This is a genomic window from Sphingomonas cavernae (assembly GCF_003590775.1).
GTDB lineage: Bacteria > Pseudomonadota > Alphaproteobacteria > Sphingomonadales > Sphingomonadaceae > Sphingobium_A > Sphingobium_A cavernae.
The window spans coordinates 1,171,446-1,195,610 of sequence record NZ_QYUM01000003.1 but is presented as its reverse complement, the minus strand read 5'-3'; the positions used below and the strand labels follow the sequence as shown (position 1 = coordinate 1,195,610).

The 24,165-nt window shown below is 62.3% G+C and carries 25 protein-coding genes and 1 pseudogene; 7 read left to right on the top strand and 19 right to left on the bottom strand.

All coding sequences use genetic code 11. The annotated features are described in order from the left end of the window. Window positions 1-261: 261 nt before the first annotated feature. Both D3876_RS13355 and D3876_RS13350 read left to right on the top strand, forming a co-directional pair. Window positions 262-1,041 carry a DUF2092 domain-containing protein gene (locus D3876_RS13355; protein ID WP_182912007.1) on the top strand — a complete coding sequence of 260 codons (780 nt, stop codon included), beginning with the start codon at window positions 262-264 and terminating at the stop codon, window positions 1,039-1,041. A 10-nt stretch (window positions 1,042-1,051) separates the two neighbouring features. Beyond that, the gene (locus D3876_RS13350; protein ID WP_238475361.1) at window positions 1,052-1,705 is read left to right on the top strand and encodes a hypothetical protein; all 654 of its coding nucleotides are present in this window, start codon (window positions 1,052-1,054) and stop codon (window positions 1,703-1,705) included. A gap of 42 nt (window positions 1,706-1,747) precedes the next feature. On the opposite strand, the gene D3876_RS13345 is transcribed toward D3876_RS13350, so the two are convergent. The 6 genes and pseudogenes from D3876_RS13345 to D3876_RS13325 form a co-directional block, all read right to left on the bottom strand. Further along, entirely contained in the window at window positions 1,748-2,395 is a 648-nt protein-coding gene (locus tag D3876_RS13345) for a response regulator (protein WP_119763866.1), read from the bottom strand. A gap of 365 nt (window positions 2,396-2,760) precedes the next feature. Further along, window positions 2,761-3,333, bottom strand: coding sequence for an IS5 family transposase (locus D3876_RS13340; RefSeq protein WP_238475177.1), 573 nt, complete (start codon window positions 3,331-3,333; stop codon window positions 2,761-2,763). Window positions 3,334-3,362: 29 nt separating this feature from the next. Further along, window positions 3,363-3,542: pseudogene (locus tag D3876_RS20890) on the bottom strand (transposase); the annotation flags it as partial. Between the two features lie 67 nt (window positions 3,543-3,609). Further along, on the bottom strand, window positions 3,610-4,530 hold the full coding sequence (locus D3876_RS13335) for an HAD family hydrolase (RefSeq protein ID WP_119762908.1): 921 nt from the start codon (window positions 4,528-4,530) through the stop codon (window positions 3,610-3,612). Further along, complete coding sequence (locus D3876_RS13330; RefSeq protein ID WP_238475360.1) at window positions 4,527-5,351, bottom strand: acid phosphatase; 825 nt, start codon at window positions 5,349-5,351, stop codon at window positions 4,527-4,529. The genes D3876_RS13335 and D3876_RS13330 overlap by 4 nt, the downstream gene beginning before the upstream one ends. 87 nt (window positions 5,352-5,438) lie before the next feature. Beyond that, window positions 5,439-6,980: an arylsulfatase gene (locus D3876_RS13325; protein ID WP_119762906.1), complete on the bottom strand. Its 1,542-nt coding sequence runs from the start codon at window positions 6,978-6,980 to the stop codon at window positions 5,439-5,441. A 306-nt stretch (window positions 6,981-7,286) separates the two neighbouring features. Here D3876_RS13325 and D3876_RS13320 point away from each other — a divergent pair, with 306 nt between their 5' ends. Genes D3876_RS13320 through D3876_RS13305 form a run of 4 tightly spaced genes read left to right on the top strand, consistent with a single transcriptional unit; the run spans window position 7,287 to window position 9,979 of the window. Next, window positions 7,287-7,832 carry a DUF4136 domain-containing protein gene (locus D3876_RS13320; protein WP_119762904.1) on the top strand — a complete coding sequence of 182 codons (546 nt, stop codon included), beginning with the start codon at window positions 7,287-7,289 and terminating at the stop codon, window positions 7,830-7,832. Window positions 7,833-7,845: 13 nt separating this feature from the next. After that, window positions 7,846-8,478 carry a YidH family protein gene (locus tag D3876_RS13315; protein WP_119762902.1) on the top strand — a complete coding sequence of 211 codons (633 nt, stop codon included), beginning with the start codon at window positions 7,846-7,848 and terminating at the stop codon, window positions 8,476-8,478. Window positions 8,479-8,495: 17 nt separating this feature from the next. After that, the gene (locus tag D3876_RS13310; RefSeq protein WP_119762900.1) at window positions 8,496-8,990 is read left to right on the top strand and encodes a DUF202 domain-containing protein; all 495 of its coding nucleotides are present in this window, start codon (window positions 8,496-8,498) and stop codon (window positions 8,988-8,990) included. Window positions 8,991-9,043: 53 nt separating this feature from the next. Further along, window positions 9,044-9,979: a formylglycine-generating enzyme family protein gene (locus tag D3876_RS13305; RefSeq protein WP_119763862.1), complete on the top strand. Its 936-nt coding sequence runs from the start codon at window positions 9,044-9,046 to the stop codon at window positions 9,977-9,979. A gap of 15 nt (window positions 9,980-9,994) precedes the next feature. Here the strand turns inward: D3876_RS13305 and D3876_RS13300 are convergent, their stop codons facing one another. Continuing rightward, window positions 9,995-11,122 carry a BamA/TamA family outer membrane protein gene (locus tag D3876_RS13300; protein WP_119762898.1) on the bottom strand — a complete coding sequence of 376 codons (1,128 nt, stop codon included), beginning with the start codon at window positions 11,120-11,122 and terminating at the stop codon, window positions 9,995-9,997. A gap of 329 nt (window positions 11,123-11,451) precedes the next feature. Between D3876_RS13300 and D3876_RS13295 the strand changes: the two genes are divergently transcribed. Continuing rightward, the gene (locus D3876_RS13295; protein ID WP_119762896.1) at window positions 11,452-12,450 is read left to right on the top strand and encodes a SphA family protein; all 999 of its coding nucleotides are present in this window, start codon (window positions 11,452-11,454) and stop codon (window positions 12,448-12,450) included. 25 nt (window positions 12,451-12,475) lie between these two features. Here the strand turns inward: D3876_RS13295 and D3876_RS13290 are convergent, their stop codons facing one another. The 12 genes from D3876_RS13290 to pyrH form a co-directional block, all read right to left on the bottom strand. Continuing rightward, a complete protein-coding gene (locus D3876_RS13290) occupies window positions 12,476-13,333 on the bottom strand; it encodes a bile acid:sodium symporter family protein (protein ID WP_119762894.1) in 858 nt (285 codons plus the stop codon). A gap of 151 nt (window positions 13,334-13,484) precedes the next feature. After that, on the bottom strand, window positions 13,485-14,795 hold the full coding sequence (locus tag D3876_RS13285; protein ID WP_119763860.1) for a M20/M25/M40 family metallo-hydrolase: 1,311 nt from the start codon (window positions 14,793-14,795) through the stop codon (window positions 13,485-13,487). A gap of 25 nt (window positions 14,796-14,820) precedes the next feature. Next, window positions 14,821-15,051 carry a 50S ribosomal protein L31 gene (gene rpmE, locus D3876_RS13280; RefSeq protein ID WP_119762892.1) on the bottom strand — a complete coding sequence of 77 codons (231 nt, stop codon included), beginning with the start codon at window positions 15,049-15,051 and terminating at the stop codon, window positions 14,821-14,823. Window positions 15,052-15,243: 192 nt separating this feature from the next. After that, a complete protein-coding gene (gene fabZ, locus D3876_RS13275; protein ID WP_119762890.1) occupies window positions 15,244-15,723 on the bottom strand; it encodes a 3-hydroxyacyl-ACP dehydratase FabZ in 480 nt (159 codons plus the stop codon). A gap of 9 nt (window positions 15,724-15,732) precedes the next feature. After that, window positions 15,733-16,332, bottom strand: a complete 600-nt coding sequence (locus D3876_RS13270) for an OmpH/Skp family outer membrane protein (protein WP_119762888.1) — start codon at window positions 16,330-16,332, stop codon at window positions 15,733-15,735. Next, window positions 16,332-18,983: an outer membrane protein assembly factor BamA gene (gene bamA / locus D3876_RS13265; RefSeq protein ID WP_420801963.1), complete on the bottom strand. Its 2,652-nt coding sequence runs from the start codon at window positions 18,981-18,983 to the stop codon at window positions 16,332-16,334. The genes D3876_RS13270 and bamA overlap by 1 nt, the downstream gene beginning before the upstream one ends. Before the next feature lie 74 nt (window positions 18,984-19,057). After that, window positions 19,058-20,191: an RIP metalloprotease RseP gene (gene rseP / locus D3876_RS13260; protein ID WP_119762884.1), complete on the bottom strand. Its 1,134-nt coding sequence runs from the start codon at window positions 20,189-20,191 to the stop codon at window positions 19,058-19,060. After that, window positions 20,188-21,345: a 1-deoxy-D-xylulose-5-phosphate reductoisomerase gene (locus D3876_RS13255; RefSeq protein ID WP_119762882.1), complete on the bottom strand. Its 1,158-nt coding sequence runs from the start codon at window positions 21,343-21,345 to the stop codon at window positions 20,188-20,190. The genes rseP and D3876_RS13255 overlap by 4 nt, the downstream gene beginning before the upstream one ends. Continuing rightward, window positions 21,342-22,133, bottom strand: a complete 792-nt coding sequence (locus D3876_RS13250) for a phosphatidate cytidylyltransferase (protein ID WP_119762880.1) — start codon at window positions 22,131-22,133, stop codon at window positions 21,342-21,344. Before D3876_RS13250 ends, D3876_RS13255 begins: the two co-directional genes overlap by 4 nt. Continuing rightward, a complete protein-coding gene (locus tag D3876_RS13245) occupies window positions 22,130-22,873 on the bottom strand; it encodes an isoprenyl transferase (protein WP_274378985.1) in 744 nt (247 codons plus the stop codon). The genes D3876_RS13250 and D3876_RS13245 overlap by 4 nt, the downstream gene beginning before the upstream one ends. Further along, entirely contained in the window at window positions 22,870-23,427 is a 558-nt protein-coding gene (gene frr, locus D3876_RS13240) for a ribosome recycling factor (protein WP_119762878.1), read from the bottom strand. The genes D3876_RS13245 and frr overlap by 4 nt, the downstream gene beginning before the upstream one ends. 4 nt (window positions 23,428-23,431) lie before the next feature. Continuing rightward, a complete protein-coding gene (pyrH, locus tag D3876_RS13235; protein WP_119762876.1) occupies window positions 23,432-24,157 on the bottom strand; it encodes a UMP kinase in 726 nt (241 codons plus the stop codon). Between the last annotated feature and the right edge of the window lie 8 nt (window positions 24,158-24,165).

The following is a 24,165-nucleotide window of genomic DNA, read 5'->3' as shown; positions in this document are numbered from 1 at the left end:
GGTTCGTCGCGTGCGATGCTCCGGTTGCCTCATGCGCGACAAATCCGTTTCGGTGGATGGCACGATGAGCGGTATAAATCGCACATTAAAGCCATTTGTTGAGGTTGAGCAGACCCTGAGACCATGCTCGACGCGCGATGGATCGCTACCGCGGATGGGTATTGCTCCCGCGCGTTCTCGGGGACAATCCCGATACCATCTCCCGCGCAAAGGTTCAGTTTGGACGCGTTGAAACGCCCGATCCAAAAGCTGGAGAATGTCATGCGGAAGTCCGAGATGATGGGATGGTGCGCCGGGTTAGCGGTGGCGTTGACGCCGTCCAGCCCGATGGCGCAGACACCGCCGGCGCAGAATGCGGCGCCCGCATCTGCCCCGGCTCGCGAGCCCGAAGCGATCGCAGCGCTTGAGCGGATGGGCGCGTCGCTGCGCAAGCTCAACAGCATGGCGCTGACGGCCGACGCCACGACAGAAGAAGTGCTCAGCACCGGCCAGAAAATTCAATATTCGGGCACCGTGGAGATCAAGGCACGCAAGCCCGATCGCCTGCGCGTCAGCTCGAAGTCCGACCGCAAGTCGCGCGATTTCTTCTACGACGGCAAGACGCTCACGGTCTTCGCGCCCAATCTCGGCTATTGGGGCACCGTTCCGGCGCCCGCGACGATCCGGGAAATGGTCACGCAGGCGCATGACAAATACGATATCGAGTTTCCGCTCGCCGATCTTTTCGATCTTGGTCAGGATCCGACGCTGACGGCCAGGCTGACCTCGGCATTCAAGGTCGGCGTGGAGCATATCGGCGGCTATCCCTGCCAGCAATATGCGATGCGCCAGCCAGGCGTGGACTGGCAGATCTGGATCCGCGAAGGCGCGGAAGCGCTGCCGTGCAAGATGGTGATCACCTCGACCGAGGATCCCGCCATGCCGCAATATGTCGCGCTGCTGAAATGGAACAACGCGGCATCGGTCGCGGATTCCGACTTCGCGTTCCAGCCGCCCGAAAAGGCGCGCAAGATCGTAATCGGCAGTGTCGATGCCAAGTAAGGACAGGACAATGATCAGCAAATCAACAAGCTCGATTTTGGGGCTCGCAACCTGCCTCGCCATATCGATCACGCCGATGGCCGCATCAGCCACGGAAATAGCGGCTCCTCCATTAGTCGACCAGTCAGTCGTGATCCCTGACGCCGATGTGGCCTGGGAATTCCAGCGGCGGGGCGGCAGCGGTGGAACTGCCCGCTCGCGTCCCAGTGGTGGCGGTGGGCAGCGGGCCCGTCCCAGCGGCGGTGCGCAAGCGCGGCCGGCCACCCGCCCGGGCGCAGGTGGGGGGGGCCAAAACCGTCAGGTTCGACATGACGCCAGTGCCAATATCAACCATAACCGCGCTGCGAACCGGAACGCCAACGTCAACCGAAACACCAACATCAACCGCAACACCAACATCAATCGCGATGTGAATGTCGACGTCGACTACGACCGTGGCTGGGGCGACGACTGGGATGATCATCCCTTTGCGACGGCAGCGGCGGTGACTGCCGGGGTTGCGGTCACTGCAGCGGTGATCGGATCGGTGACGAGGACGATCCCGCCGAGTTGCGGAACCGTCATCGTCAACGGCCTCAGCTATTATCAGTGCGGAAGCACCTGGTATCAGCCTCAATATGCGGGAACGACGGTGCAGTATATCGTGGTGAATCCGCCGCGGTGATCGGTCCGGCCGGCGCGGAGCCCCTCGTCGGCCGAGACGGCGTCAAGCCTGCACAATGTTGTTTCTGACCGCATAGCGCACCAGTTCGGCCGTTGTCCGCAACTGGAGCTTGCTCATCGATGCCGCGCGATGCGTCTCGACTGTCTTGACGCTGATGTGCAGCATATGGCCGATCTCCTTGTTGATCTTGCCCTCGGCAATCAACTGCACGACCTCACGCTCGCGATGCGTCAACGTCGTGCTGCCCGGCTCGGCCTCAGCCTCGAGGATACGACCGAGCAGGGTTTCGGAGATCGTGCTCGAGAAATAGGGCCTGTGGATCGCAAGCGCGTCAACCGCGGCGAGAAGATGTTGCGCATGATCCGACTTGAGCACATAGCCGCGAGCCCCGGCGCGCAGCACATCGACGATAAGCTCCTCGCGATCGTGCATCGTGTAGAGGAGCACTTCCGTGCGGGGCAGCTCGCGCTTGAGGATTCGCGTGAGATCAAGCCCGTTCGACATCGGCAGCATGTAATCCAGTATCGCGATGTCGGGCTGGGTTTCGCGGGCAAGCGCGATAGCCGACTGGCCGTCGCCAGCTTCCGCCACGACGTGCCATTCCGGGCGAGATTCGAGCACGGTTTTGACACCCCGGCGCATCACTTCATGGTCATCCGCCACTAATATTCTTCTCGTCGAAGTTCCCATCGCTGCACTCACATCCGTGGTAGCGCTGACGTCATCAGCCAGAATGAACACCATCAGGTAACATGGTTGTGCACAGTCCTCCGTTCATCGAAAATTGGCCATTGGGGTAAACCCCTACGCCGTCATGGGGAAATCCGGTAGGGGAACGTGGCGGCGAACGCCGCGAGCGGCCGCGATCCGTCAAACCGAGAGTAGCTGCCTCCGGATTCATCGACATCCGGCTCCGGTACAAACCCCAATGGTCGGTCAGGGACGGCTGCAATAGATTTTCAGCGTGGCTCAAATCGCGCCGGCAATTGCCGCAATATGGACCGGGCCCGGCGCGCCACGGCTGATGCGCGCAGCCAGGCCGAACCGGTCACGGGCTAGGCGGCGTGGACGAATTTGATCCAAAGCCGGATGGCAGCGAGATGGACCATGCCGAGGAAACTTGAGGGCGTTTGATCGTAGCGGGTGGCGACGGCACGATTGATTTTCAGCTTGCCGAACATTCGCTCAATGCCGTTTCGCTGCCTGTAGAGCTGCCGATCGTGCTCGATCCTTTCTCGGCGATTGGAGCGCGCCGGGATGACAGCCTGTATGCTGCGGCTCGCGAGATCGGCGCGAATGGCGTTGGTGTCGTAGCCTTTGTCGGCCAGCAGAGCCGCCGGAGCGCGGTCCGGCAGGCGGATCAGCGTGTCATAGGCCGTGCAGTCGGCGGCTTCACCACCAGTCAGGTGGAAGGCGACGGGGCGTCCTCGGGCATCAGCCAGACAGTGAAGCTTACTGGTGAACCCGCCCCGCGAGCGGCCAAGAGCGCGTCGACAAGTCCCCCTTTTCCGCCCGCTGCCGAGACATGGGCGCGAAGGGTGGTGCTGTCGATGCTGTAGTGTCCGGTGTCGGCCATGATCTCGGCAAGCGTCACCGACACGGCCTCCCAGACCCCGGCCTCGCTCCAACGACGGAACCGCCGGTAGATCGTGTTCCAATTGCCGTATTTTGGCGGGACATCGCGCCAAGCAGTCCCACAGCGCAGCCGCCAGAGTATGCCGTTGACTATCGAGAGATTCTGCTCAGGCCTGCGGCCGCGCCCTCGGTTCTCTGGCTCGATCGGCAGCAGACCCTTCAGAACGCGCCATTCTGCTTCGCTCAGATCGCCCCGGCTCAAACCTGCCTCCAAAAGGCAGCCTTGAATCAACCCACACCGTCCACGTCAACCAATTCGTCCACGCCGCCTAGTCGTCAAAGACCCTTTTCCAGTCGCGTTGCATGCTCACGAGCGTGATGCCGTATTCGTCCGCCTTGTCGAGCGCCTCGGCCAGCGGACTGAACCGAAACTCGCGGTCATAGGCGAATTCGCGCGCTGCATCGTCGTGATGAAGCAGCAGTGCGAGCCGAGGCCCTTCCCCGGTTCTCACATAACGCAGCATGGCGAGGTCCCCGTCCGAATTGCCGAAGGCGAAGATCGGGCGCCGGCCGATATGGAGACCGATATTGGCCGGCTTTACCTCGCGATCGTCGAAGCTGTTGAGTTCCGCCTCCTTCATCAGTACACCACGCCCGTCCTGCATCTCGAAATGCAGCCGGACGCTCGAACCGATCACCTGTTCGGGCGGGATGCCATAGACTTCCTCTGCAAAGGCCCGGATCAGGTCGATCCCGCCGCCCGAGACGATGAAGGTCTTGAATCCGTTGGTGCGCAGATACTCCAGCAGTTCCAGTTGCGGTCGATAGACGAGTTCCTTGAACAACCGACCAAGTTTCGGATGCTTTGTCTTGGCGAGCCAGCCCCGCGCATAATTGGCGAACGCATCCTCGGTCATGCCCGCGTGCACTGCGACCGCCACTTCGAAAAGGCCCTTCTTGCCCAGATCCTTGATCGCGGCCATGTCGTGCTCGAGATAGGCTTGGAAGGGTTGCCGCGTCTTCAGGCCGGGGTCCTTTTCGACCAGCGCCTCGAGGCGCTGTCGTGCGAAGTAAAACTGGACCTGTTGAGGTTGCTCGCACCACAGCGTGCCGTCATTGTCGAAGGTCGCGATACGCTGCGCGGGCGGCACGAAGTCGACGCCCCCCTCCTGCGTCACCCGCGCGACAAAATCGAGGATCGCAGCCCTGGCAACGCCGTCGTTCCACGAGGGCAGAGCCGCGGCGCTCACGGTAGCTTCAACGATGCGGCTTCGGCCGCGCACGCAGGACTCTCGCCGGTGGCGGCGGTCTGACGCGCTGCGGCCACTTCGGCGCGCGCTGCGTCGAGATCGGCGCGAAACGCCGCATCGCCGTGCAGCCGTGCGACCGTGGCGGCGGCGATCACGCGCCCCGCGTCGACGTCGCTCTGCCAATGTGCGTCGCACACTACGCGGCTCTGGCCGAAGTCGCGGCCGCGCTGGACGATGGCGTCAGCGCGGTCGGGATTGACCTCGGCTAGCACCAGCGCCAGCCCCCAGCCCACCGCGCTGTGGCCGGATGGGTAGGAGCCGTCATTGCGAAGCAGCGCCTCATCCTTGGGATAGCAGGTCGCTGCCTTGTGGGCGACGAACGGACGGGTGCGGTTATATTTGTTCTTGGCGCCGTAGGTGGAAAGGCCGACGTCGATCAGCATCCGGCCCATCAGTGCATAGAGCTTTGGCGTTGCCTCCTTGCCGATCGGAATGCCCATTGCACAGGCGAAGTCGTCGGGGATCTGGGGAAAACCGATCACCGCGTCGCTTGCCGCCCGCGCATAGCGTGGCGTGCCGCGCAGCTTGTCGGCCGCCTTGCGCGCCTCCTCGTCACGTTGCATCGCCGCCGATCCCTTGGCCGGCGGCGGCGGAAGCAGTGCAAGACTGTCGGGCAGCGCTTCGCGCGGCAGATACCCCGGCGGCAGCTTCATCTTGTCGACCGCCGTGGGATTGGCGGCCGAACCGCTCGCCGGCTGGTCCTGCGCTGGTGCCGATTGCGACGCTGATCCCGCTGCAAGCAGCGCGAGCGCCGCGAACACGGAACCCCTTTTCGTTCCATTCCCGGTCCGCATGGTCATTCTCCTGATGTGGAGCGGGGCGCCGCCGAAGACGGCGCCCCGCCACCCTCAACTCGCGCCGCCGACCTGGTTCAACTTGTCGAGCGCATCGCTGATCGTGAAGCTTCCCGGCTTCTGCACGCGCGGGAATTCCTTGAAGGTCGCGACGAACTTGTCGGCCAGCCCGAAGGCACCGAACAGGATATAATCGTGGTAGAGGAACCACTCATAATAGCTGTTCGACGTGATATCGGCATACTCAAAAGGATCGGTGCGCAGGTTGAAGAGCTTGGGCACGCGCAGCGTCGTGAACGGTTCGGCCCAGGTCTGCATCGTGCCCTTGCAGCGCTGCTCCATGAAGACGATCTTCCAGTTGTCGTAGCGCACGCCGAGCACGTCGCCATCGTCACTGAAATAGAAGAACAGTTGGCGCGGGCTCTCCTTCACCTCGCCAGTCAGATAGGGCAGCAGGTTGAAGCCGTCGATGTGGTTCTTGAACTTCTTGCCGTTGGCTTCGTAGCCGCCCTTCTTGAGCTTATCGACAACTTCGGTGTCGCCCGCCATGGCGAGGAAGGTCGGCAGCCAGTCATGATGCTGGACGATGCCATTGGCGACCGATCCGGCCTCGATCTTGCCCGGCCATCGTACCAGTTTCGGGATGCGGAAGGCGCCTTCCCAATTGGTGTTCTTTTCGCTGCGGAACGGGGTGGTGCCGGCATCCGGCCACGAATTGCGGTGCGGCCCGTTGTCAGTCGAATACATGACGAACGTGTCTTCAGCGATGCCAAGCTCGTCGAGCAGGTCGAGCATCTGGCCGACATTCCTGTCATGGTCGATCATCGTGTCGTGATAGTTGGACTGCCAGCGCCCGGCCTGGCCCTTGCTCTCCGGCTTGGTGTGGGTGAACATGTGCATGTGCGTCGTGTTCAGCCACACGAAGAATGGCTTATCGTCCTCCTTCGCCTTCTTGATGAAGGCACTGGCCTTCTCGACGAAATCGTCGTCGCAGGTTTCCATCCGCTTCTTGGTGAGCGGGCCGGTATCCTCGATCTTCTGCTTGCCGACCTTGCCCCAGCGCGGTTGCTCGGTGGGATCGTCCTTGTCGGTCGCGAAGCAATGGAGAACGCCACGCGGGCCGATCTTTTTCTTGATGCCCGGGAAGTCCTTCTCGGGGAAATAATCCTCCATCTCCGGCTCTTCCTCGGCATTCAGGTGATAGAGATTGCCGTAGAATTCGTCGAAGCCATGAACCGTCGGCAGATATTTGTTGAGATCGCCGAGGTGGTTCTTGCCGAACTGACCGGTAGTGTAGCCGTGATTCTTGAGCAGTTCCGCGATCGTCACGGATTCGGGCTGGAGGCCTTCCTCGCCGCCCGGACGTCCGACCTTGGAAAGACCCGTGCGATAAACGCTTTGCCCGGTGATGAAGGATGACCGGCCAGCGGTGCAGCTCTGTTCACCGTAACTGTCGGTGAACATCATGCCTTCCTTGGCGATGCGATCGATATTGGGCGTCTGATAACCCATCAGCCCCCGGCTGTAGCAACTGAGGTTGCTGATCCCGATATCATCGCCCCAAATCACGAGAATGTTAGGTTTTCCCTTGGGCATGATGACTCTCCATCCGTGAAACCTTGTTGAGCTTTGCAGCGCGTCCGGACGGAGCCAATCGGGACAAACCCGCTATTGGGGGGGGACTTGCCCTTAATCGACGTGATCCGGGCTTCCTTTGCGCCCGGGCCGCGGCTTGGCTGGAGCGGCCGCGCAGATGACGCACAGGCGTGAGCAAGCACGCCGGGTTCTCGGCGTCGGCGGCGTGATCAGGTGTGTTCCCCGCCGAAGACGGGAAAAACCCTGATAGGTCATTACCAAAAAACGTTCGATAATGCGGACCTTCGACCAAGATGGAGAAAGTCGATGGTATCGCGTACGCCCTTGCTGGCTGGTCTTGCCGTCCTCAGCGCCTGCGCTTCCACGCCAACGATCAACTATGACCACGACCCCACCGCCGATTTCAGCAAGTATCGCACGTATAGCTGGGTCTTCACCGGCGTACCGCAGGGCATGAACCCGCTGGCGTTCCAGCGGGTGAAGGCGTCGATCGACCGCAGCCTCGCCGCGCGCTCCTACACGCAGGCGTCGCCAGGCGATTTCGCCATCGCCTTCACGCTGGGCGCGCGTGACCGTGTCGAGGTATCTGATTACGGCCCCTACAGCACCTTCTACCCCGGCTGGGGGATCGGCTATCGCTATGGCTGGGCCCGCCCCTATAGCAATGTCGAGGTGCGCAACGTGACCGACGGAACGCTCGCGGTTGATATCTACGATGCGACAACCAAAAAGCCGATCTGGCACGGCACGGCAACGCAGCAGATTACCCCCGGCAAGGTGGATCAGGCGACGATCGATACCGCGGTCGACTCGGTGCTCGCCAAGTTTCCGCCACCGCCGGCAAAGCAGTGAGGAAGGCGCAACCATGACCTCTCCACGCCCACAACGACCGGAAAAAGTGGTAGAAACGCCGCTGCCCGATCTCCCGAGCGTCGCAAACCTGCCCGCCGAAGAAGCCTCGACGACCTATTCGCACTACCGCACCGGGCTTTCCCATCATCGCACCGAGCTGTCCGAGCACCGCACCGACCTGTCCGAATATCGCACCGATCTTTCGACCTACCGGACCGATCTGTCGGGCGATCGCACCGAACTGTCGATGCGCCGCACGGGCATGAGTATTCAGCGCACGCGAATGTCGGCGGATCGCACACTGATGTCTGTGATCCGGACGGCATTGTCGCTGATCGGATTCGGCTTCACCATCAACCAGGCCTTTGCGAAGCTGGTCGAGGCCGGCACCTTCCGGAGTGCCGAAGCACCGCGGAACTTTGGTATCGCGCTCATTATAGTCGGCATCCTCGTCATGGTGGGTGGCATCTGGCGGCATATCCAGTTCGCAACCGAGTTGCGGAACAGCCGAGCGGAGTTGACGGAGGAGGGATTGATCCACGGTCAAAGCCGCTACCCGGTGTCGGTCACCCTGATCGCATCCATTGCTTTGGCGCTGATCGGAATGGCCGCAATTCTCAGCATCGCATTCGGTGCCATGTCCTAGTTCATGGAGGCGAGACCATGACCGATACGCCGCGCCCCGGCATGGGCGACGAAGAGCTCGCCGACGACCAGCTCGTCAACGACAGCGCTTCGACCGAACTTGCGTCGAACCGCACCGCGCTGGCGCTGGTGCGGACCGAGGCGGCGAGCGATCGCACGCTGATGGCGGTGCTCCGCACCTCGCTCTCGCTGATCAGCTTCGGCTTCACGATCTTCCAGTTCTTCAATATGTTGAAGAAAAACCAGCTTGCCGATGCCGTGGGCGACGCCGCTCCGCGCCGTTTCGGCATCACGCTGATCGTGCTCGGCCTTGTCCTGCTGTGCCTCGGCATCTACAACCATCTCAAGACGGTGAAGACCCTCCGGCAACGTCGCAACTGGCTGTTCCGACAGGGCCTGCTCCGGCATCTTGCGCAATTCCATATATCGTCGATCACGGCGATAGCAGTGGCGCTGTTCATTGTCGGTCTACTGGCGATTGGCAGCATTCTCTTTCGTCTGGGGCCCTACTGATGGCAAGCAAATCGACCACCGCCGATACAATGCCCGACCCACAGCGCGAAGATATGGTCTGGATCCCCGGGGGAGCCTTTTTCATGGGCTCCGACAGCCATTATCCCGAAGAACGGCCCAAGCGCCGCGTCTCGGTCGACGGTTTCTGGATTGACCGGACACCCGTTACAAATCGTGATTTTGCGCGCTTCGTGGAGGCGACGGGGCATGTGACGATCGCCGAGATTGCACCCGATCCCGCTGACTATCCGGGCGCCCTGCCCGAATATCTGGTGCCCGCGTCGCTGCTCTTCACGCCGCCTGACGCACCCGTCGCGCTCGGTGGCCCAATTACGCAGTGGTGGTCCTATGTGCCGGGCACAGACTGGCGCCACCCGGCGGGCCCCGACAGCAATGTCGCGGGGATGGAAGATCACCCCGTGGTCCATGTGGCACTCGCTGATGTCGAGGCCTATGCCAACTGGGCGGGTGCCGAACTCCCCACCGAAGCCGAATGGGAATATGCCGCGCGCGGTGGTCTGGAGGACACCGAATTCGCCTGGGGTGACGAGTATGCGCCGGGCGGCGCTTTCATGGCAAACACCTGGCAGGGCAACTTCCCGCATGACAATAGTCTGGAGGACGGCTGGTATCGCACCTCGCCCGTCGGCGCCTATCCGGCGAACGGCTACGGGCTTTTGGACATGATCGGCAATACATGGGAATGGACCGCGGACTGGTGGTCGCAGACATCGGGCGAAAGCCAGAGCAAAACATGTTGCGGCGTCAAGAACCCACGCGGAGGCGCAGAGCAGGATAGCGCAGATGAAGGCGACGCGCTCAGGATTGCGCGCCGCGTCCTCAAGGGTGGATCCCATCTTTGCGCGCCGAGCTATTGTCGCCGATACAGACCTGCCGCGCGCCATGCCCAGCCCGTGGACACGTCGACATCGCATGTCGGTTTTCGGCTTATCGTCAGGCCCGGGTCATCCGATCATCCGCAACGGTAGAGGCGCCGCCAGACGTCAGAAGGCTTCTCCGATGCCGAAGTAGAGCGCATTGGAATTCTTGCCGATCGCGACATCGAGCCTCAGGTTGATCTTTGTCGACTTGGAGGCCTGGTACCTAAGTCCCGTACCAACCGAGGGCAGGAACTTGGTGTCGCCCAAATCCCCCAGTTTCGGGGCAATTCCTCCGACGCCGCCAAAGAATACCAGGCCAAAGCGCCCCCAGAGTTGCTGGCGGACCTCGGCCTGTGCCGCCCACGAGGCGCGATCGCGAAATCGGCCGGTCTCATACCCCCTGAGATCGCTGCTTTGACCATAAAGGCACAGGTCGTAGAAAGGCCCCTCCGTGGACACCCCGCACATCGACCCGCGCATCGCAAGCACGGTCGTATCGCCGAAAGGGACATAGGCGTTGCCGGCGAGCTGGAGCTTGTCGTGCGAAAAATCACTGCCCAGCTTCTTGCGATTGAACATCGCAACCGCCGTCGCATAAATGCCCTTGCGCGGGTTCAGCGAACTGTCGCGCGTATCGTAGGTAATGACGGGGCCGATCCCCGAAAGCCTGCTGCGAAGCTCGGCATCGGAGATATTCAGATCGGGAAAGACCGGATTTGGATTGTTGATGCGGGATCGGAGGTCGAGAAACTCGTAGCGCGCGCCGGCATGCAGGTTTTTCACGACGCGCATCTGACCCTGGACCACGGCAAGCGCGCCGCGATCCTCAATGTCCACCGAGACGCCGCGTTCGCCCGCGTTGGGCCCAATGCCATAGAAATTGACGTTGATGTCGGCATAGCCCGCCATCGCCAGTACCTTGAACCTGTCTTTCGACAGCGCCATGCTGTGGAAAGCCGCGACGCCCCAGCTCTTGTTGCTGGTGTACATCGCGCCCGCCCCGCTGATCCAGGGATCCTTGGACTGATTGGGATTGTAGAAAAGCACCGCCGCGAGCGTCAGGCCGGAGCCCAGTGTCGGGCTCGATTGCGGAATCGGCACGATGAGAAGATCGGCTTTCTTTCGTGACTTGGTCGCGGCCTGCGCGTCCTCGCTCATTTCTTCGACCGGATGCTCACGTTCGAGGGCAAATGCCGGAAACGGGCATATCGTGACGCCGATCAAGCCGAGCGCAAGAAGCGCGCGGTTCATCCGCAACAAGCGCTGTCGTCGACGACACATATCAGCTCCGACGTCTATGCGAACTCCCGAAGGAGACAGTCGAATATAGGTTGCGCGATCAGCCGCGATATCAGGGGAAATTACGAGAAGTCGCGGGGGTTGCCCTGAGTCCGCGGGAAAAATACGGCAGCCATGGGCACCCCGCATTGCCATGGACGCTTACGGTGGGCGTCAATGGAATATCCAGTCCTAAATCGGGGATTATCCCGATGGTCAACAGCGCACAGGAAGCCGACGATTACGCGCCCCCTTCCGTGCGAACCGGGGCGAGAGCTGTGCAAACAGATTGGAGAGTTGTCATGGGGCGGCGCGTACGTGGACTTTCGACACTTATTTTCTCGGCGATCGGTGCAGTGTCAGCGTTGGGAGTCGCCCCGGCGCATGCCTCGGAGGGCGGCGCAAGCCTTTATCTGCTCGGCTCGGGTGGTCCGGGCGCCGCGGTCATGCCGCCGCTCGAAGGCGTGTATCTCGACAACACGATCTATATCTATGACGGCAGCGCCGGAGGGGGGAAGCAGTTCGTGATCGGCGGCAACGTCGTTGCGGGCCTGGACGCGACCATCGTCGCTGATTTCGCCACTGCGCTCTGGGTTCCGACGACTGACCTCGCTGGCGGCACGCTAGCGCTTGGCGTTGCGCTACCGCTAGGCGCTCCGATCGTGGATGTGAATGCGGTGATCACCGGCCCTCGCGGGGGACAGATCGCTGTATCGCGACACGATTCGACACTCACCCTGGGCGATCCGATCGCAACTGCCATGCTTGGCTGGAAGACCGGTAATGTCCACATCCAGGCGAGCACAATGGTGAACATTCCCGTCGGCCATTATCGCGAGGACCAGCTTGCAAATATTGCCTTTCACCGCTGGGCGGGCGACGCGTCGCTTGCCGTGAGCTGGCACGACCCCAAGGCCGGATGGGACGTGTCGGGCAAGCTCGGCGTGACCTTCAACGGCAAGAACGACTATACCGATTACAACACCGGTAACGAATTTCACCTTGAGGCCGCGGCCGAAAAAACCTTTTCACCGACTTTTTCGGCAGGGATTCAAGGCTATTATTTCAAGCAGATTTCGGGCGACAGCGGTGCTGGTGCACGGCTCGGCGCTTTCAAGGGCGAGGTCATCGGCTTGGGCGTGACCGCGGCAACGAACGTGGTGCTCGGAAAGGCCCCTGCAACATTTCGCATCAGGGTGCTGAAGGAATTCGAGGCCACTAACCGACTTGAAGGTGCATCGGTTTTCGCGAGCCTCACGCTGCCGCTCAGCATGAAGATGCCCGCGGGCGCCCCACCCTGATTGCTCGCGCAAGTGCCACTCGCGACTAGCTGCGGGCTTCCAGCCGCCTGATCATGATCTGGTACGGAATCAGCGTGACAACGCCCACGATCAGCACCAGCAGCACGGCACCTGATACGCGCTTGTCGAGGTGGTTGGCGCCCGCGAGCGCAAGCGCGATGCCGGGGTGGCGCATTGCTGCGGCAAACGCGAGCGTAGACTTGTCGTGGAGTGTTTCACCACCCAGAAAATGGCCACCGGCGATGGCAATGACGACAACGATGATGATCGCGACAAGTGTGCCATCGCCGATCAGTGTCACCATCGAAGGCCACGAGCCAGCCAGGATCGGGACAAAGGCGAGCAACACCAATCCCAGCGCTACCTTTGCCACGATGGGCGCGACGCGATGCGAGAATTCCGGGGCCAGCCAGCGTCCGAGCATGAGACCGATCGAAACAGGCACGATGAGGCCGACAAACACGTTGCGGGCGACCACCGAGATCGGAAACTGGGTTTTGACGTCGAAATAGTGCGACACGAGCAACCCGAGCAACGGCACGGTGATGATCGCCAGCAATGCCATGGCGGCGTAGAGACCATAGGCATATTCGCTCCGTCCCCCGAACTTGAGCATCTTGCCCGGAACCAGCGGCGGTACCGGCGAGATCGCCATCAGGATAATCCCCGCCTTGGCGGGAAGCGAAATCGGAAAGATCGTGACGATGAGGATCGCAGCAACGAGCGGTATGATGCTTACCGCAAGAATGCCGCGTGCCAGCAGGCCCGGTCGCTGAAATACATAGAGCAGTTCACCGTGCTTCGATCCGAGACCGATCGAGACTACCAGCAATGCAAGACTGCCGGTCAGCAGGATCGGGACAAATTGCTTGATCAATTCCATCGGACATCACCCTGTCGCCGTTTCACCTATCAATGAACCCGGCGGGGCGTTCTGTAGATCGGGAAAATCCCGCACTGTGGCCGATGAATATATGGATGCGCGAGCCGCGGCCCCACATGAATCCGTATCACGCCAACCGTCGGTCGTTGCTTCAGCGGCGCTCCATCCCTGCGACAGCGAGCAGCGAGAGGAGCCCGACCTGCAGGCCGCGCAGGCTCTCGGTCGCCTCGACGTCGATATATTCATCCGTCGAGTGAGCGCGCTCGCCCGTACCGCCCGAGCCGATCGTAATCGCCGGCACGCCGAGGCTTATCGGTACATTGGCGTCGGTCGACGAGGCTTCATATTCGGGCGAAAAGCCCTGCGCACGCGCCGCGGCCGCGGTGAACGTAACGATCGGCGCGGTGCGTGACGTAACACCCGCAGGACGGTCCCCGATCTTCTTCTTCTCTGCGGTTATCGCGCCCTCGCGCGTCGAGCGCGCCGCGTTCTCCGCAGCCACCGCCCGATCGACGGTCGCAAGGAAGCGCTTTTCGAGACCGTCGAGTTCCGCTGCGCTTTCGGAGCGCATGTCGAATTCGACAAACACCGAATCGGGGATCGAATTGACCGAGGTGCCCCCACCTACCACAGCCGCGGCATAGGTCGTCTTAGGCTGCGCGGGGGGCACAATTTCGTAGAGATCGGTGATCGCGCGCGCCGCAGCCGCCATCGGATTGACGATTCCGAAAGCGCTGAAGCTATGACCACCCGGGCCTTTGAAAGTGACGCGGTAGCGCTTCGAGCCCACGGCTGCGTGGGTCAGTTGCGCGGGATCGATGCCATCAACCGAATAGAAGGCGGCGACGCGGTCCTTGTATTTGCCCTGGGTGAAGAAATGGCGGACGCCGCGCAGGTCGCCCTGCCCCTCTTCACCGACAGTGCCGACGAAAAGAACGTCATGCCTTGTTCGTATCTTCGCGGCATCAAGCGCGCGGATCCAGGCGAGCATCGTCGCAAGCCCGCGCGAATCGTCGCCGATGCCCGGCGCGTGGAGCTTGGTGCCTTCGCGGCGCACCTTCACATCGGTGCCTGCGGGAAAGACGGTATCGAGATGCGCGGACACCACGATCACTTTGCCGCCTGCGGGCGCGGTGCCGCGCCTGAGCCCCATGACATTGCCCTCGGCATCGGTCTCGATGTCGGTCAGGCCGTGGCGGGCGAGCATTTCACGATACGCCGCGGCGCGCTTCGCTTCACCAAAGGGTGGCGAAGGAATTTCGGTGAGCGCGATGATTTCGCCGACAAAGCGGTCATGCTGCGCTGAGAGCGTCTGCGCCGCCTTCCTGTATGCAGGCAGCGCGCGGATCGACGCGATCGTCCGATCTTCGGGCGCACGAGCAGGCGCAGCCGCGACGGGAGTCGCCGCGGCCAGCGCCAACAGGATCAACGGGCGAAGCGCGGAGACCACCCTTGCGGGCATCGTTCCGCGCTTCTGCCGCACCGACTTACTTCTTGCCGAGCGTAAGGCCGCCAAAGCGCTTGTTGAAGCGCGCCACCTGGCCACCTGCATCGAGCAGGCGCTGGTTGCCGCCGGTCCAGGCCGGGTGTGCCAGCGGGTCGATCTCGAGCGCCATCGTCTCGCCTTCCGAGCCCCAGGTGGAGCGCGTCTCGTAGACGGTGCCGTCGGTCATCTGGACCTTGATCATGTGGTAGTCGGGATGAATGCCTTTTTTCACGTCATATGCTCCGAATTTGGCTGGTTTCCGACCAGCCTGGGGATGCGAAGGCGGCGCTCTAGACGGTTGGCCGCCGAATTACAAGGCAGGAAGCATCGGAGTACCCCGGCGAAAGCCGGGGTCCAGAAGTCACAGGCACCGGGTCTGTCACACTGGGCTCCGGCATTCGCCGGAGCACTTCGAGTGCGGACATCATGCCGCCGGCGGGTCCGCGATCATCGCGGTGAAGTTTGCCTCAGCGGCAACCTTGCCGTCGATCAGAGCGCGTCCAGCGAACTTGCAGACGCTTGCGCGCTTCTGAACGAATTCGACCTCGAGCCGCAGCAGCACGCCCGGCTCAACGGGGGTGCGGAACTTCGCGCCCTCGATTGCCATGAAATAAACGAGCTTGCCCGAACCCGCGAGGCCGAGCGATTCGACCGCCAGAATTCCCGCCGCCTGCGCCAGCGCCTCGACGATCAGTACGCCGGGCATGATCGGGCGGCCGGGGAAATGCCCCTGGAAAAAGCCCTCGTTGAACGACACCGCCTTGATTGCGGAGATCGACCGATCGGGGATAATCTCCTCGACACGGTCGACCAGCAGCATCGGATAACGGTGCGGCAAGGCCGCGAGGACCCGCTTGATATCAAGCGGGCCGATCGCGGCCTTTTCGGTCGTTTCTTCGCTCATACGCGCAGATCAGCGGCCCTGAGGCTGCGGCTGCGCGGGCTGTGCCGCAGGCGCCGGCGCCGTCGTGCTGACGCTGGGGAGCTGCTGGTTGAGCTGCGCCAGCACGTCGTTGGTCACGTCGATCGACGCCGCGCTCGCCAGCGTCGCCTGCGTGTCGAGCGCAACAGTCGCGCCGCGTGCGGTCATCACCTGCTGGACGATCGGATTGAGCTTGGCCTGGATCTGCTGCGCGACAAACGCGCGGTTGCGCTGAAAGGTCTGCTGACGATCCGAGATTTCCTTCTGCGCGGCACCCTGCTTCTGCTGGAAGGCGGTCGCGCGCTGCTGCATCGCCGCGTCGGGCTGCTTGCCGTTCAGCGCCTTGACGGCGGCCTCAAGCGACTGCGCCTCGGTCTGGAGCGGCTGGCCGAGCTGCTGCGCGCGTTGCTCGATCTGCTGGAGCTGCGTCTGCAACTGCGCTTGCGCGGCCTTGCAGGCGGTGCATTCGGTGAACACGCGTTCGTTGTTGACCACCGCGATCACCGCGGGGTTGAGCTTCTGCGCCTGCGCGGCGAACGGGGTTGCGATTGCGAGCGCCGAGAGCGCTGCAGTAACGATAATCTTGGTCATTAGAATTGAGTCCCTACGTTGAAAGTGAACAATTTGGTGTCATCCCCTGGTTCTTTGAGCAGTGCCTTCGCGATGTCGATACGGAAGGGACCGAACGGCGAATTCCAGTTTACACCGAAACCAACCGAAAGGCGCGGCTTGGGCGTATCGCCCAAATATTCCTCGTCGAAGCCGTTCTCATTATATGTAAATCCGGTTGGGCAAACACCCGGGGTCGCAGTGTCCACCGTTTGGGTCGTTGACGAGCAGCTACCCGCAAAGTCGGTTGGAATGGGATCGAGCAGCCCAAACACTGCGCCGGCGTCCACAAAGATCGACGGCCGCAAGCCAAGTTCACGAGCGCCCGAACCAAGCGGAATCTCGAGCTCAGCGCGCGCCAGATAGTAAGCCCGGCCACCCAACGCGTCGTCGGTCCGTTGGTTGCTGTCGTCCGACGGGACATAGTTGCCACTATCATCCTTCACGAGCGGACGACGAATGATGCGCGGGCCGACGCCGCGAATGTCAAAGCCACGGATCTGCGGCTCGCCCAGGAAGAAGCGGTCGGTCAAACGGATACGGTCGATCGGATTGCCCGAATCGTCGGTCCGCGGCCCTTCCAGCGAATGAATATAACCGCCCTCGGCGCTGAGCGAGAAGATGAAGCCGCCCAGCACGTTCCAATATTTGGACCCACGCGCGATGGTCCGCAGATATTTGACGTCCCCGCCCAGACCCGCGAAGTCCTGGGTCAGGCTAAGTCTGTGGCCCGCCGAGGGGCGCAGGCGATTGTTGGTATTGTCGAAAGCGAGCGTGTAACCCACAGCCGACGTCGTGCGCTTGCCGATCGCGTCGCACAGATAGCGGCCCGCGAGCAAGGGATCGCATTCGATATCACCGTCGTTATCGGTGTCCCGATAGAACAGATCCTTGTCGAGCGTAACATCGTCGAACGTCAGACCGTAGCGCAACTGCCCCTGCCAGAACTCGGTGATCGGCACGCCAAGACGAACGCCTAATCCCGTCGAGACCTGTTCATAGGTCGTATTGCGGTCATTGTTGCCGACATATTGGAACGAGTTGTAATCGCGCCGGAAGATGTCGCCGCCGAGCGCGATGTTCTTGTCCATGAAATAGGGTTCGGTGAAGCCCAGCTCGATCGACTTGGAATAGCTCGAATAATTGACCGCAGCGCGCAGCAACTGGCCCTTGCCGCGGAAATTGCGCTGCGTGATCGAGGCATTGATGATGAAACGCTCAAGGCTTGAGAAACCTGCCGAGAGCTGAAGCTCGCCGGTCGATTTTTCCTCGACATTGGTTTCGAGGATGATGCGGTCGGGCGCCGATCCCTGCTTTTGCTCGATCTCCAGATTTTCCTGGAAGAAGCCCAGCGAGTTGATGCGGTCCTGCGAGCGCTTGACCTGGAAGCTGTTGAAGGCGTCGCCTTCCGCAAGGCGGAATTCTCGGCGGACCACCTTGTCCTGTGTCTGCGTGTTCCCGTTGATGTCGATCCGCTCCACATAAACGCGCGGGGCATTCGCGACCTTCAGGTTCAGCGACATGGTCCTGGCGTCTTTGTCGCGGTCGAACTGGGGGCTGACATCCGCAAACGCGTAACCGAACAGACCCGCGGTCTCGGTAATGCCGTCAACCGTGTCCTCGACCGCCTTGGCGTTATACCAGTCGCCCTTCTTGATCTTGATCAGGCTCTTGACGGTATCGGAGTTGAAGTCGCGCAGCTCGCTCTCGACGTTGATATCGCCGAATTTGTAGCGTTCGCCTTCCTCCACCACATAGGTGATGATGAAGTCGCGCTTGTCGGGGGTCAGCTCGGCCACCGCCGATATCACGCGGAAATCGGCATAGCCTTCGGTCAGATAGAACTGGCGGAGCTTTTGCTGGTCATAGGCCAGACGATCTGGGTCATAGCTGTCGCTTGAGCTGAAGAAACGGTAAAAGCGCGACTGTTTGGTCGCCATCTGGCCGCGCAGGTCGCCGTCGGCAAATTTCTCGTTGCCGAGGATGTTGATCTGGCGGACCTTGGACTTGGGGCCCTCGTTGATCTCGAAGACGATGTCGACGCGGTTCTGGTCGAGCTGGACCATCTTGGGCTCGACCGTGGCGGCGAAGCGCCCCTGGCGGCGATAGAGTTCGATGATGCGCGCAACGTCCGCGCGCGCCTTGGTGCGCGTGAAGATCTGGCGCGGGGCAAGCCGGATCTCGGGACGGATCTTGTCTTCCTTGAGGCGCTTGTTGCCTTCGAGGATGATGCGGTTGATCACCGGGTTCTCGCGAACCTGGATGGTCAGCTCGCCATTGCCGCCCGGATCGAGGATCTGGACATCCGCGAACAGTTCGGTCGCGAACAGATCCTTGAGCGCCTGGTCGATCGTCTCGCTGGTGTAGGGCGCGCCGACGCGCAGCGCGGTATACGACCGGACGGTATCGGGTTCGAGGCGCTGGGCGCCGACCACGTTGATCGATCGGATCGTGCGCGACACGGGCTGCGCCGGCGCGGGTTGGCCTGTTGTCGGCACCGCCCGAGGAGGCGTCACAGTCTGTGGCGCGGCCTGCTGCGCCTGCGCCACCGCTGCCTGGCCCGCCAGCACTGTCCCCACGAGCAGGGCGGCCGAGGTGCGCTTGCCGAAGCTGGTCTTGTTATTCGCTTTCACGCGTTCCCACCCTAAAAAAGTTACACGCCGCCCCCTCAGGCGGCAGAATAGCAGCATGCCCTGCCCGATCAGCCTCAGCCGATCAAGCCGGACAGCCTTTCCCAGACCTTGAAAGACGACAAATCGTTGAATGTCACGAAGATCATAAGCGTCAGAAGCACCAGCAGGCCCGAGCGGAACGCCCATTCCTGCGCCGCCGCGCCCACCGGTTTCCGGCGGATCGCTTCGATCGCGTAGAAGAGCAGATGTCCGCCATCCAGCATGGGAACTGGCAACAAATTGATGAATCCCAGATTAATCGAAATCAGCGCGACGAAGAAGATGAAGTCCTCGATGCCGCGGTTCGCCTGTTCACCCGAAACCTGCGCGATCTTGAGTGGGCCCCCCAGCTCTTTGGCGGAGCGACGGCCCGTGATCACCTGGCCGAGCGTGTCGACCATTGTCGTCAGGATTTTGCCCGTCCGTTCGACCGCCACGCCCGGCGCCTCCAGAACGCTTACCGGCAGGATCACCATTTGCGGCGAGTAGATGCCGAGCACACCAAGACGATATGCGTTGCCAAACCGGTCCTTTTCGATCCTGACGCCGGTCTCGATAGCGACGCGCTGCGCCACGCCACCGCGCACAATGTCCACTTGGACAAGCTCATCAGGGCGATAGAGGACGAACCCGGCGATGTCGTCGAAAGTCTCCATGCCGCGACCGTTGATCGCCGCAATCCTGTCGCCGATCCTGAGCCCGCCTTTCTCAGCGGCAGAACCTGCCACGAGCCGCTCGACCACGGGAGGGGTCTGACTTTGCCCATAGGCCATGGCGAAGCCCGCAAGCACGATGAGCGCGAACAGGAAATTGGTCACGGGTCCTGCAAGCACGATCAGGGCGCGCTGCCAGACGGGCTTGGCCTGGAAGGTGCGCGAACGCTCCCCAAGCGGAAGCGCCTTCCATTCCTCCGTCGGCTCGCTGGCAGGGCTCATATCGCCGGCAAAGCGGACATAGCCGCCCAGCGGCATCCAGCCCACCTTCCAGCGTGTCCCGCGCCTGTCGGTCCAGCCGAAGATTTCGCGGCCGAATCCGATCGAGAATGCCTCGGCGTGGACGCCGAACCAGCGCCCCACGAAATAGTGACCGAGTTCGTGAATGAAGACGAGCGGCCCGATGACGAGCACGAACGCCAATATAGTCAGCAAGATACCGGGATTTTCCGTCAAAAAGCTCTGGCCTCGATCCATTCCTGCGCGAAGATGCGCGCTTCCCGGTCGATCGTGAACACTTCCTCGAGCGCAGCCGGAACCGGCGGGTCATACCGTTCCAGCGTCGCCTCGACAACCGGCACGATCTCCAGAAAGCCGATCCGCCGTTCCAGGAACGCGCCGACAGCGATTTCGTTCGCGGCATTCAGTATTGCCGATTTGGCAGGATTGGCGTCGACGACGCGACGCGCCACCGCCAGCGCGGGGAAGCGCTCGAGATCGGGCGCCTCGAAATCGAGCCTTGCGATCTTCGCAAAATCAAGGCTTTCGCAAGGCGTCTTCATCCTCTCCGGCCAGGCGAGACTGTGCGCGATCGGCGTACGCATGTCGGGCGTGCCAAGCTGGGCGAGCACCGAGCCGTCCACATATTCCACCATCGAATGGATCACCGATTGCGGATGGACGACGATTTCCAGCCTGTCGGTGCCGACGGGGAAGAGGTGATGCGCCTCGATCAATTCGAGACCCTTGTTCATCATCGTCGCCGAATCGATCGAGATCTTGGCGCCCATGGACCAATTGGGATGCTTCACCGCCTGCTCGGGCGTGACCACGGCCATCGCCTCGCGCGACCAGGTGCGGAATGGTCCGCCGCTCGCGGTCAGGATGATCCGACGGACACGCTCGAGTGCGTGCGCTTCCAGGCATTGGAAGATCGCATTATGCTCGGAATCAACGGGCAGCAGCGTCGCGCCGTGCGCCGCGACCGCGCTTGTCATCAACGCGCCTGCAGAAACCAGCGCTTCCTTGTTGGCGAGCGCAACCGTGCCGCCGCGCTCGACCACCGCCATCACGGGCGCGAGTCCTGCGCAGCCGACGATCGCGGCCATCGTCCAGTCGGCAGGGCGCGCCGCTGCATCGGCGACCGCACTGGCGCCCGCCGCAGCCTCGACCCCGCTGCCCGCAAGCGCCTCCTTGAGCGCTTCATAGCGCGCATCGTCGGCGATCACTGCTATCCGGGCGCGCGTACGTCGTGCGGCCGCAGCCAGACCCGCGACATCGCTATTGGCGGTCAGCGCTTCAACGTGGAATTCGTCAGGCGCACGCTCGACAAGGTCGAGCGTCGATCGGCCCACCGATCCCGTAGCGCCCAATATCGTGACATGCTTCACAGCAATGTTTCCGTTAACACCAGCACCGCAACCATCGGCGCGACAGGAACAACGCCGTCAAGCCGGTCGAGCACGCCGCCATGTCCGGGCAGGATGGTGCCGCTGTCCTTCACGCCTGCCTTGCGCTTCAAAGCGCTCTCGTACAAGTCCCCGCCTTGCGCGACGACCGCGAGCACCGCGCTCGACAGCGCGAGCCCCAGCGGCAACGCGCCCCAGTGATGAAACGCCAGCCCCGTCAGCAACGCCGCGGCCATGCCGCCGCCAAGGCCCGCCCAGGTCTTGCTCGGGCTCACGGCGGGCCAGAGCTTGGGGCCACCGATCAGCCGACCCGCGAAATAGGCGCCGATGTCGGTCGCCCAGACGATCGCGAGCGTCCAGAAGGCGAGGACCAGCCCGTTGTCCTGATCGCGCAGAAACAGCAGTGACGCTGCCGGAATTCCCGCATAGACAACGCCGATCCCAAGTTGCTGCGAACGCGCCGCCATCGTCACGAAAAAGGCGGCACCCGCGATCAGTCCCAGTGCGAAGAAATCGGGCCCTGCCGCGAGCGGTGAAAGAATTGCCAGCGGCACCGAGAGCGCGAACATCGAAAGCTGCTTGAGCTTCGGGTCGACCTTGGCCAGTTCCGCCCATTCCATCATCATCAGCAGCGCCATGACGCTGGTCAGCACCCATAGCGCGATCCCGCCCTGGACGAGCGCGAACACGGCCACCGCGACGAGAATGATGCCTACCAGTGCCCTGCGGGGAAGATCGGCGGCCCAGCCCGACTTTGGGGGTTCGCTCATAGCCCCCCGAAACGCCGCTCACGCTGACCGAAATGCGCGATCGCCTCGGCAAGCGCGTCGCGGTCGAAATCGGGCCAGAGTGTGTCGACGAACAGCAGTTCGGCATAGGCCGCCTGCCACAGAAGAAAATTGGAGAGCCGTTTTTCCCCTGATGTGCGGATGAGCAGGTCGAGAGGCGGGAGATCGCTGGTGTCGAGGCGCGCGTCGATATCGGTGATGTCGATAGCACCAGGATCGAGCTTGCCGGCAGCCGCGTCGGCAGCAAGACTCCGCGCCGCGCGGACAAGCTCCTGCTGCGCGCCATAGTTGAGCGCGATGACGAGCGTCGTCCTGGTGTTCGCGGCGGTACGCGCGATCGCGCTGTCGATCATCGCCACGACGTCGGGCTCGAGCGCCTGATAGTCACCGATTATGCGCAGCCGCACGCCAGCTTCGGCCAGTTCATCGATATCATTGAGGATGAAGCGGCGCAGCAGCCCCATCAGATCGCTGATCTCGGTCGCCGGACGCCGCCAATTCTCCGAGGAAAAGGCATAGAGCGTCAGCACCTCGAGCCCCAGATCGCCCGCAGCGCGGACGACGCGACGCGCCGCCTCCACGCCCTGCCGGTGACCGGCAGCGCGCGGCAGCAGCCGCTTCTTCGCCCAGCGGCCATTGCCGTCCATGATAATGGCGACATGGCGCGGTGCGCGGCCCTCGCCCGCGGGCACGGGCTGCTGCGCTGTTGCGGCCTTCGTCACTGGCCGAGAATTTCCTTTTCCTTGTGGCTCGCGGCCGCGTCGATCTCGGCGATGGTGCTGTCGGTCAGCTTCTGCACTTCGGTTTCGAGCCGCTTGCGCTCGTCCTCGCTGATCTCGTGCTTCTTCTCGTCGGTCTTGAGCGTATCCATGCCGTCACGCCGCACGTTGCGCGCCGCAATCCGAGCCTTCTCCGCATATTGACCTGCGAGCTTGGCGAGTTCCTTGCGACGTTCCTCGGTCAGGTCCGGGATCGGCAGGCGCAGCGTCTGGCCGTCCATGATCGGGTTTAGTCCCAACCCGGCCGAGCGAATCGCCTTGTCGACCGGGCCGACGTTGCTCTTGTCCCATACCTGCACCGACAGCATGCGCGGCTCCGGCGCCGAAACCGTAGCAACCTGATTGATTGGCATCATCGCACCATAGACCTCGACGGTCACGGGATCGAGCAACGTGGTCGATGCGCGCCCCGTGCGCAGACCGCCCAGGTCGTGCTTCAGCGATTCCACCGCGCCGTGGAATCGGCGTTCAAGATCAGCCTTGTCATAAGCGGGCATGGTTTCATCCTTCCTCGTTCTGAACGATCGTAGCTGTGCCTTCGCCGGCGAGCACGCGGGCCAGATTGCCCTGCTCGCGGATGTTGAAGACCACGATCGGTATGTTGTTGTCGCGGCAAAGCGCCACTGCGCTGGCATCCATCACCTTCAGATCATCCGAGAGAACTCGGTTGAAAGTGACTGTTTCATAACGCTTTGCTGTCTTGATCTTCTTGGGATCGGCATCATAGACGCCGTCGACGGAGGTACCCTTGAACAACGCGTCGCAGTTCATTTCGGCCGCCCGAAGCGCTGCCGCGCTGTCGGTCGTGAAATAAGGATTGCCCGTCCCCGCGGCGAAGATGACGATCCGCCCCTTCTCCATGTGCCGCTCGGCGCGCCGCCGAATGAAGGGTTCGCACACAGTGCTCATCGGGATGGCGGATTGAACGCGCGTGTCGACGCCGATCTGCTCGAGCGCATTCTGGACGGCAAGCGCGTTCATCACGGTCGCGAGCATGCCCATATAGTCGGCGCTGGTGCGCTCGAAGCCCTTGGCAGCGGCCGCAAGTCCGCGGAAGATGTTGCCTCCGCCCACGACCACACACAGCTCGTGCCCCGCCTGCTTGGCTGCCGCGATCTCGCCAGCAACGCGCGCGACCGTGTCCGGATCGATGCCGAACTGGCTGTTGCCCATCAACACTTCGCCGGAAAGCTTCAGGAGGATGCGATTGAAGCGCGGCCGTGTCATCAGCGAGA

Coding starts and splice junctions, on each gene's coding strand:
- D3876_RS13295 (WP_119762896.1), top strand. CDS start 11,452: ATGGGGCGGCGCGTACGTGGACTTTCGACACTTATTTTCTCGGCGATC.
- pyrH (WP_119762876.1), bottom strand. CDS start 24,157: ATGACACGGCCGCGCTTCAATCGCATCCTCCTGAAGCTTTCCGGCGAA.
- frr (WP_119762878.1), bottom strand. CDS start 23,427: ATGCCCGCTTATGACAAGGCTGATCTTGAACGCCGATTCCACGGCGCG.
- D3876_RS13320 (WP_119762904.1), top strand. CDS start 7,287: ATGGTATCGCGTACGCCCTTGCTGGCTGGTCTTGCCGTCCTCAGCGCC.
- D3876_RS13310 (WP_119762900.1), top strand. CDS start 8,496: ATGACCGATACGCCGCGCCCCGGCATGGGCGACGAAGAGCTCGCCGAC.
- fabZ (WP_119762890.1), bottom strand. CDS start 15,723: ATGAGCGAAGAAACGACCGAAAAGGCCGCGATCGGCCCGCTTGATATC.
- D3876_RS13345 (WP_119763866.1), bottom strand. CDS start 2,395: ATGGGAACTTCGACGAGAAGAATATTAGTGGCGGATGACCATGAAGTG.
- D3876_RS13290 (WP_119762894.1), bottom strand. CDS start 13,333: ATGGAATTGATCAAGCAATTTGTCCCGATCCTGCTGACCGGCAGTCTT.
- D3876_RS13350 (WP_238475361.1), top strand. CDS start 1,052: ATGATCAGCAAATCAACAAGCTCGATTTTGGGGCTCGCAACCTGCCTC.
- D3876_RS13285 (WP_119763860.1), bottom strand. CDS start 14,795: ATGCCCGCAAGGGTGGTCTCCGCGCTTCGCCCGTTGATCCTGTTGGCG.
- D3876_RS13300 (WP_119762898.1), bottom strand. CDS start 11,122: ATGAACCGCGCGCTTCTTGCGCTCGGCTTGATCGGCGTCACGATATGC.
- D3876_RS13355 (WP_182912007.1), top strand. CDS start 262: ATGCGGAAGTCCGAGATGATGGGATGGTGCGCCGGGTTAGCGGTGGCG.
- D3876_RS13305 (WP_119763862.1), top strand. CDS start 9,044: ATGGTCTGGATCCCCGGGGGAGCCTTTTTCATGGGCTCCGACAGCCAT.
- D3876_RS13315 (WP_119762902.1), top strand. CDS start 7,846: ATGACCTCTCCACGCCCACAACGACCGGAAAAAGTGGTAGAAACGCCG.
- D3876_RS13250 (WP_119762880.1), bottom strand. CDS start 22,133: ATGAGCGAACCCCCAAAGTCGGGCTGGGCCGCCGATCTTCCCCGCAGG.
- D3876_RS13325 (WP_119762906.1), bottom strand. CDS start 6,980: ATGCCCAAGGGAAAACCTAACATTCTCGTGATTTGGGGCGATGATATC.
- D3876_RS13270 (WP_119762888.1), bottom strand. CDS start 16,332: ATGACCAAGATTATCGTTACTGCAGCGCTCTCGGCGCTCGCAATCGCA.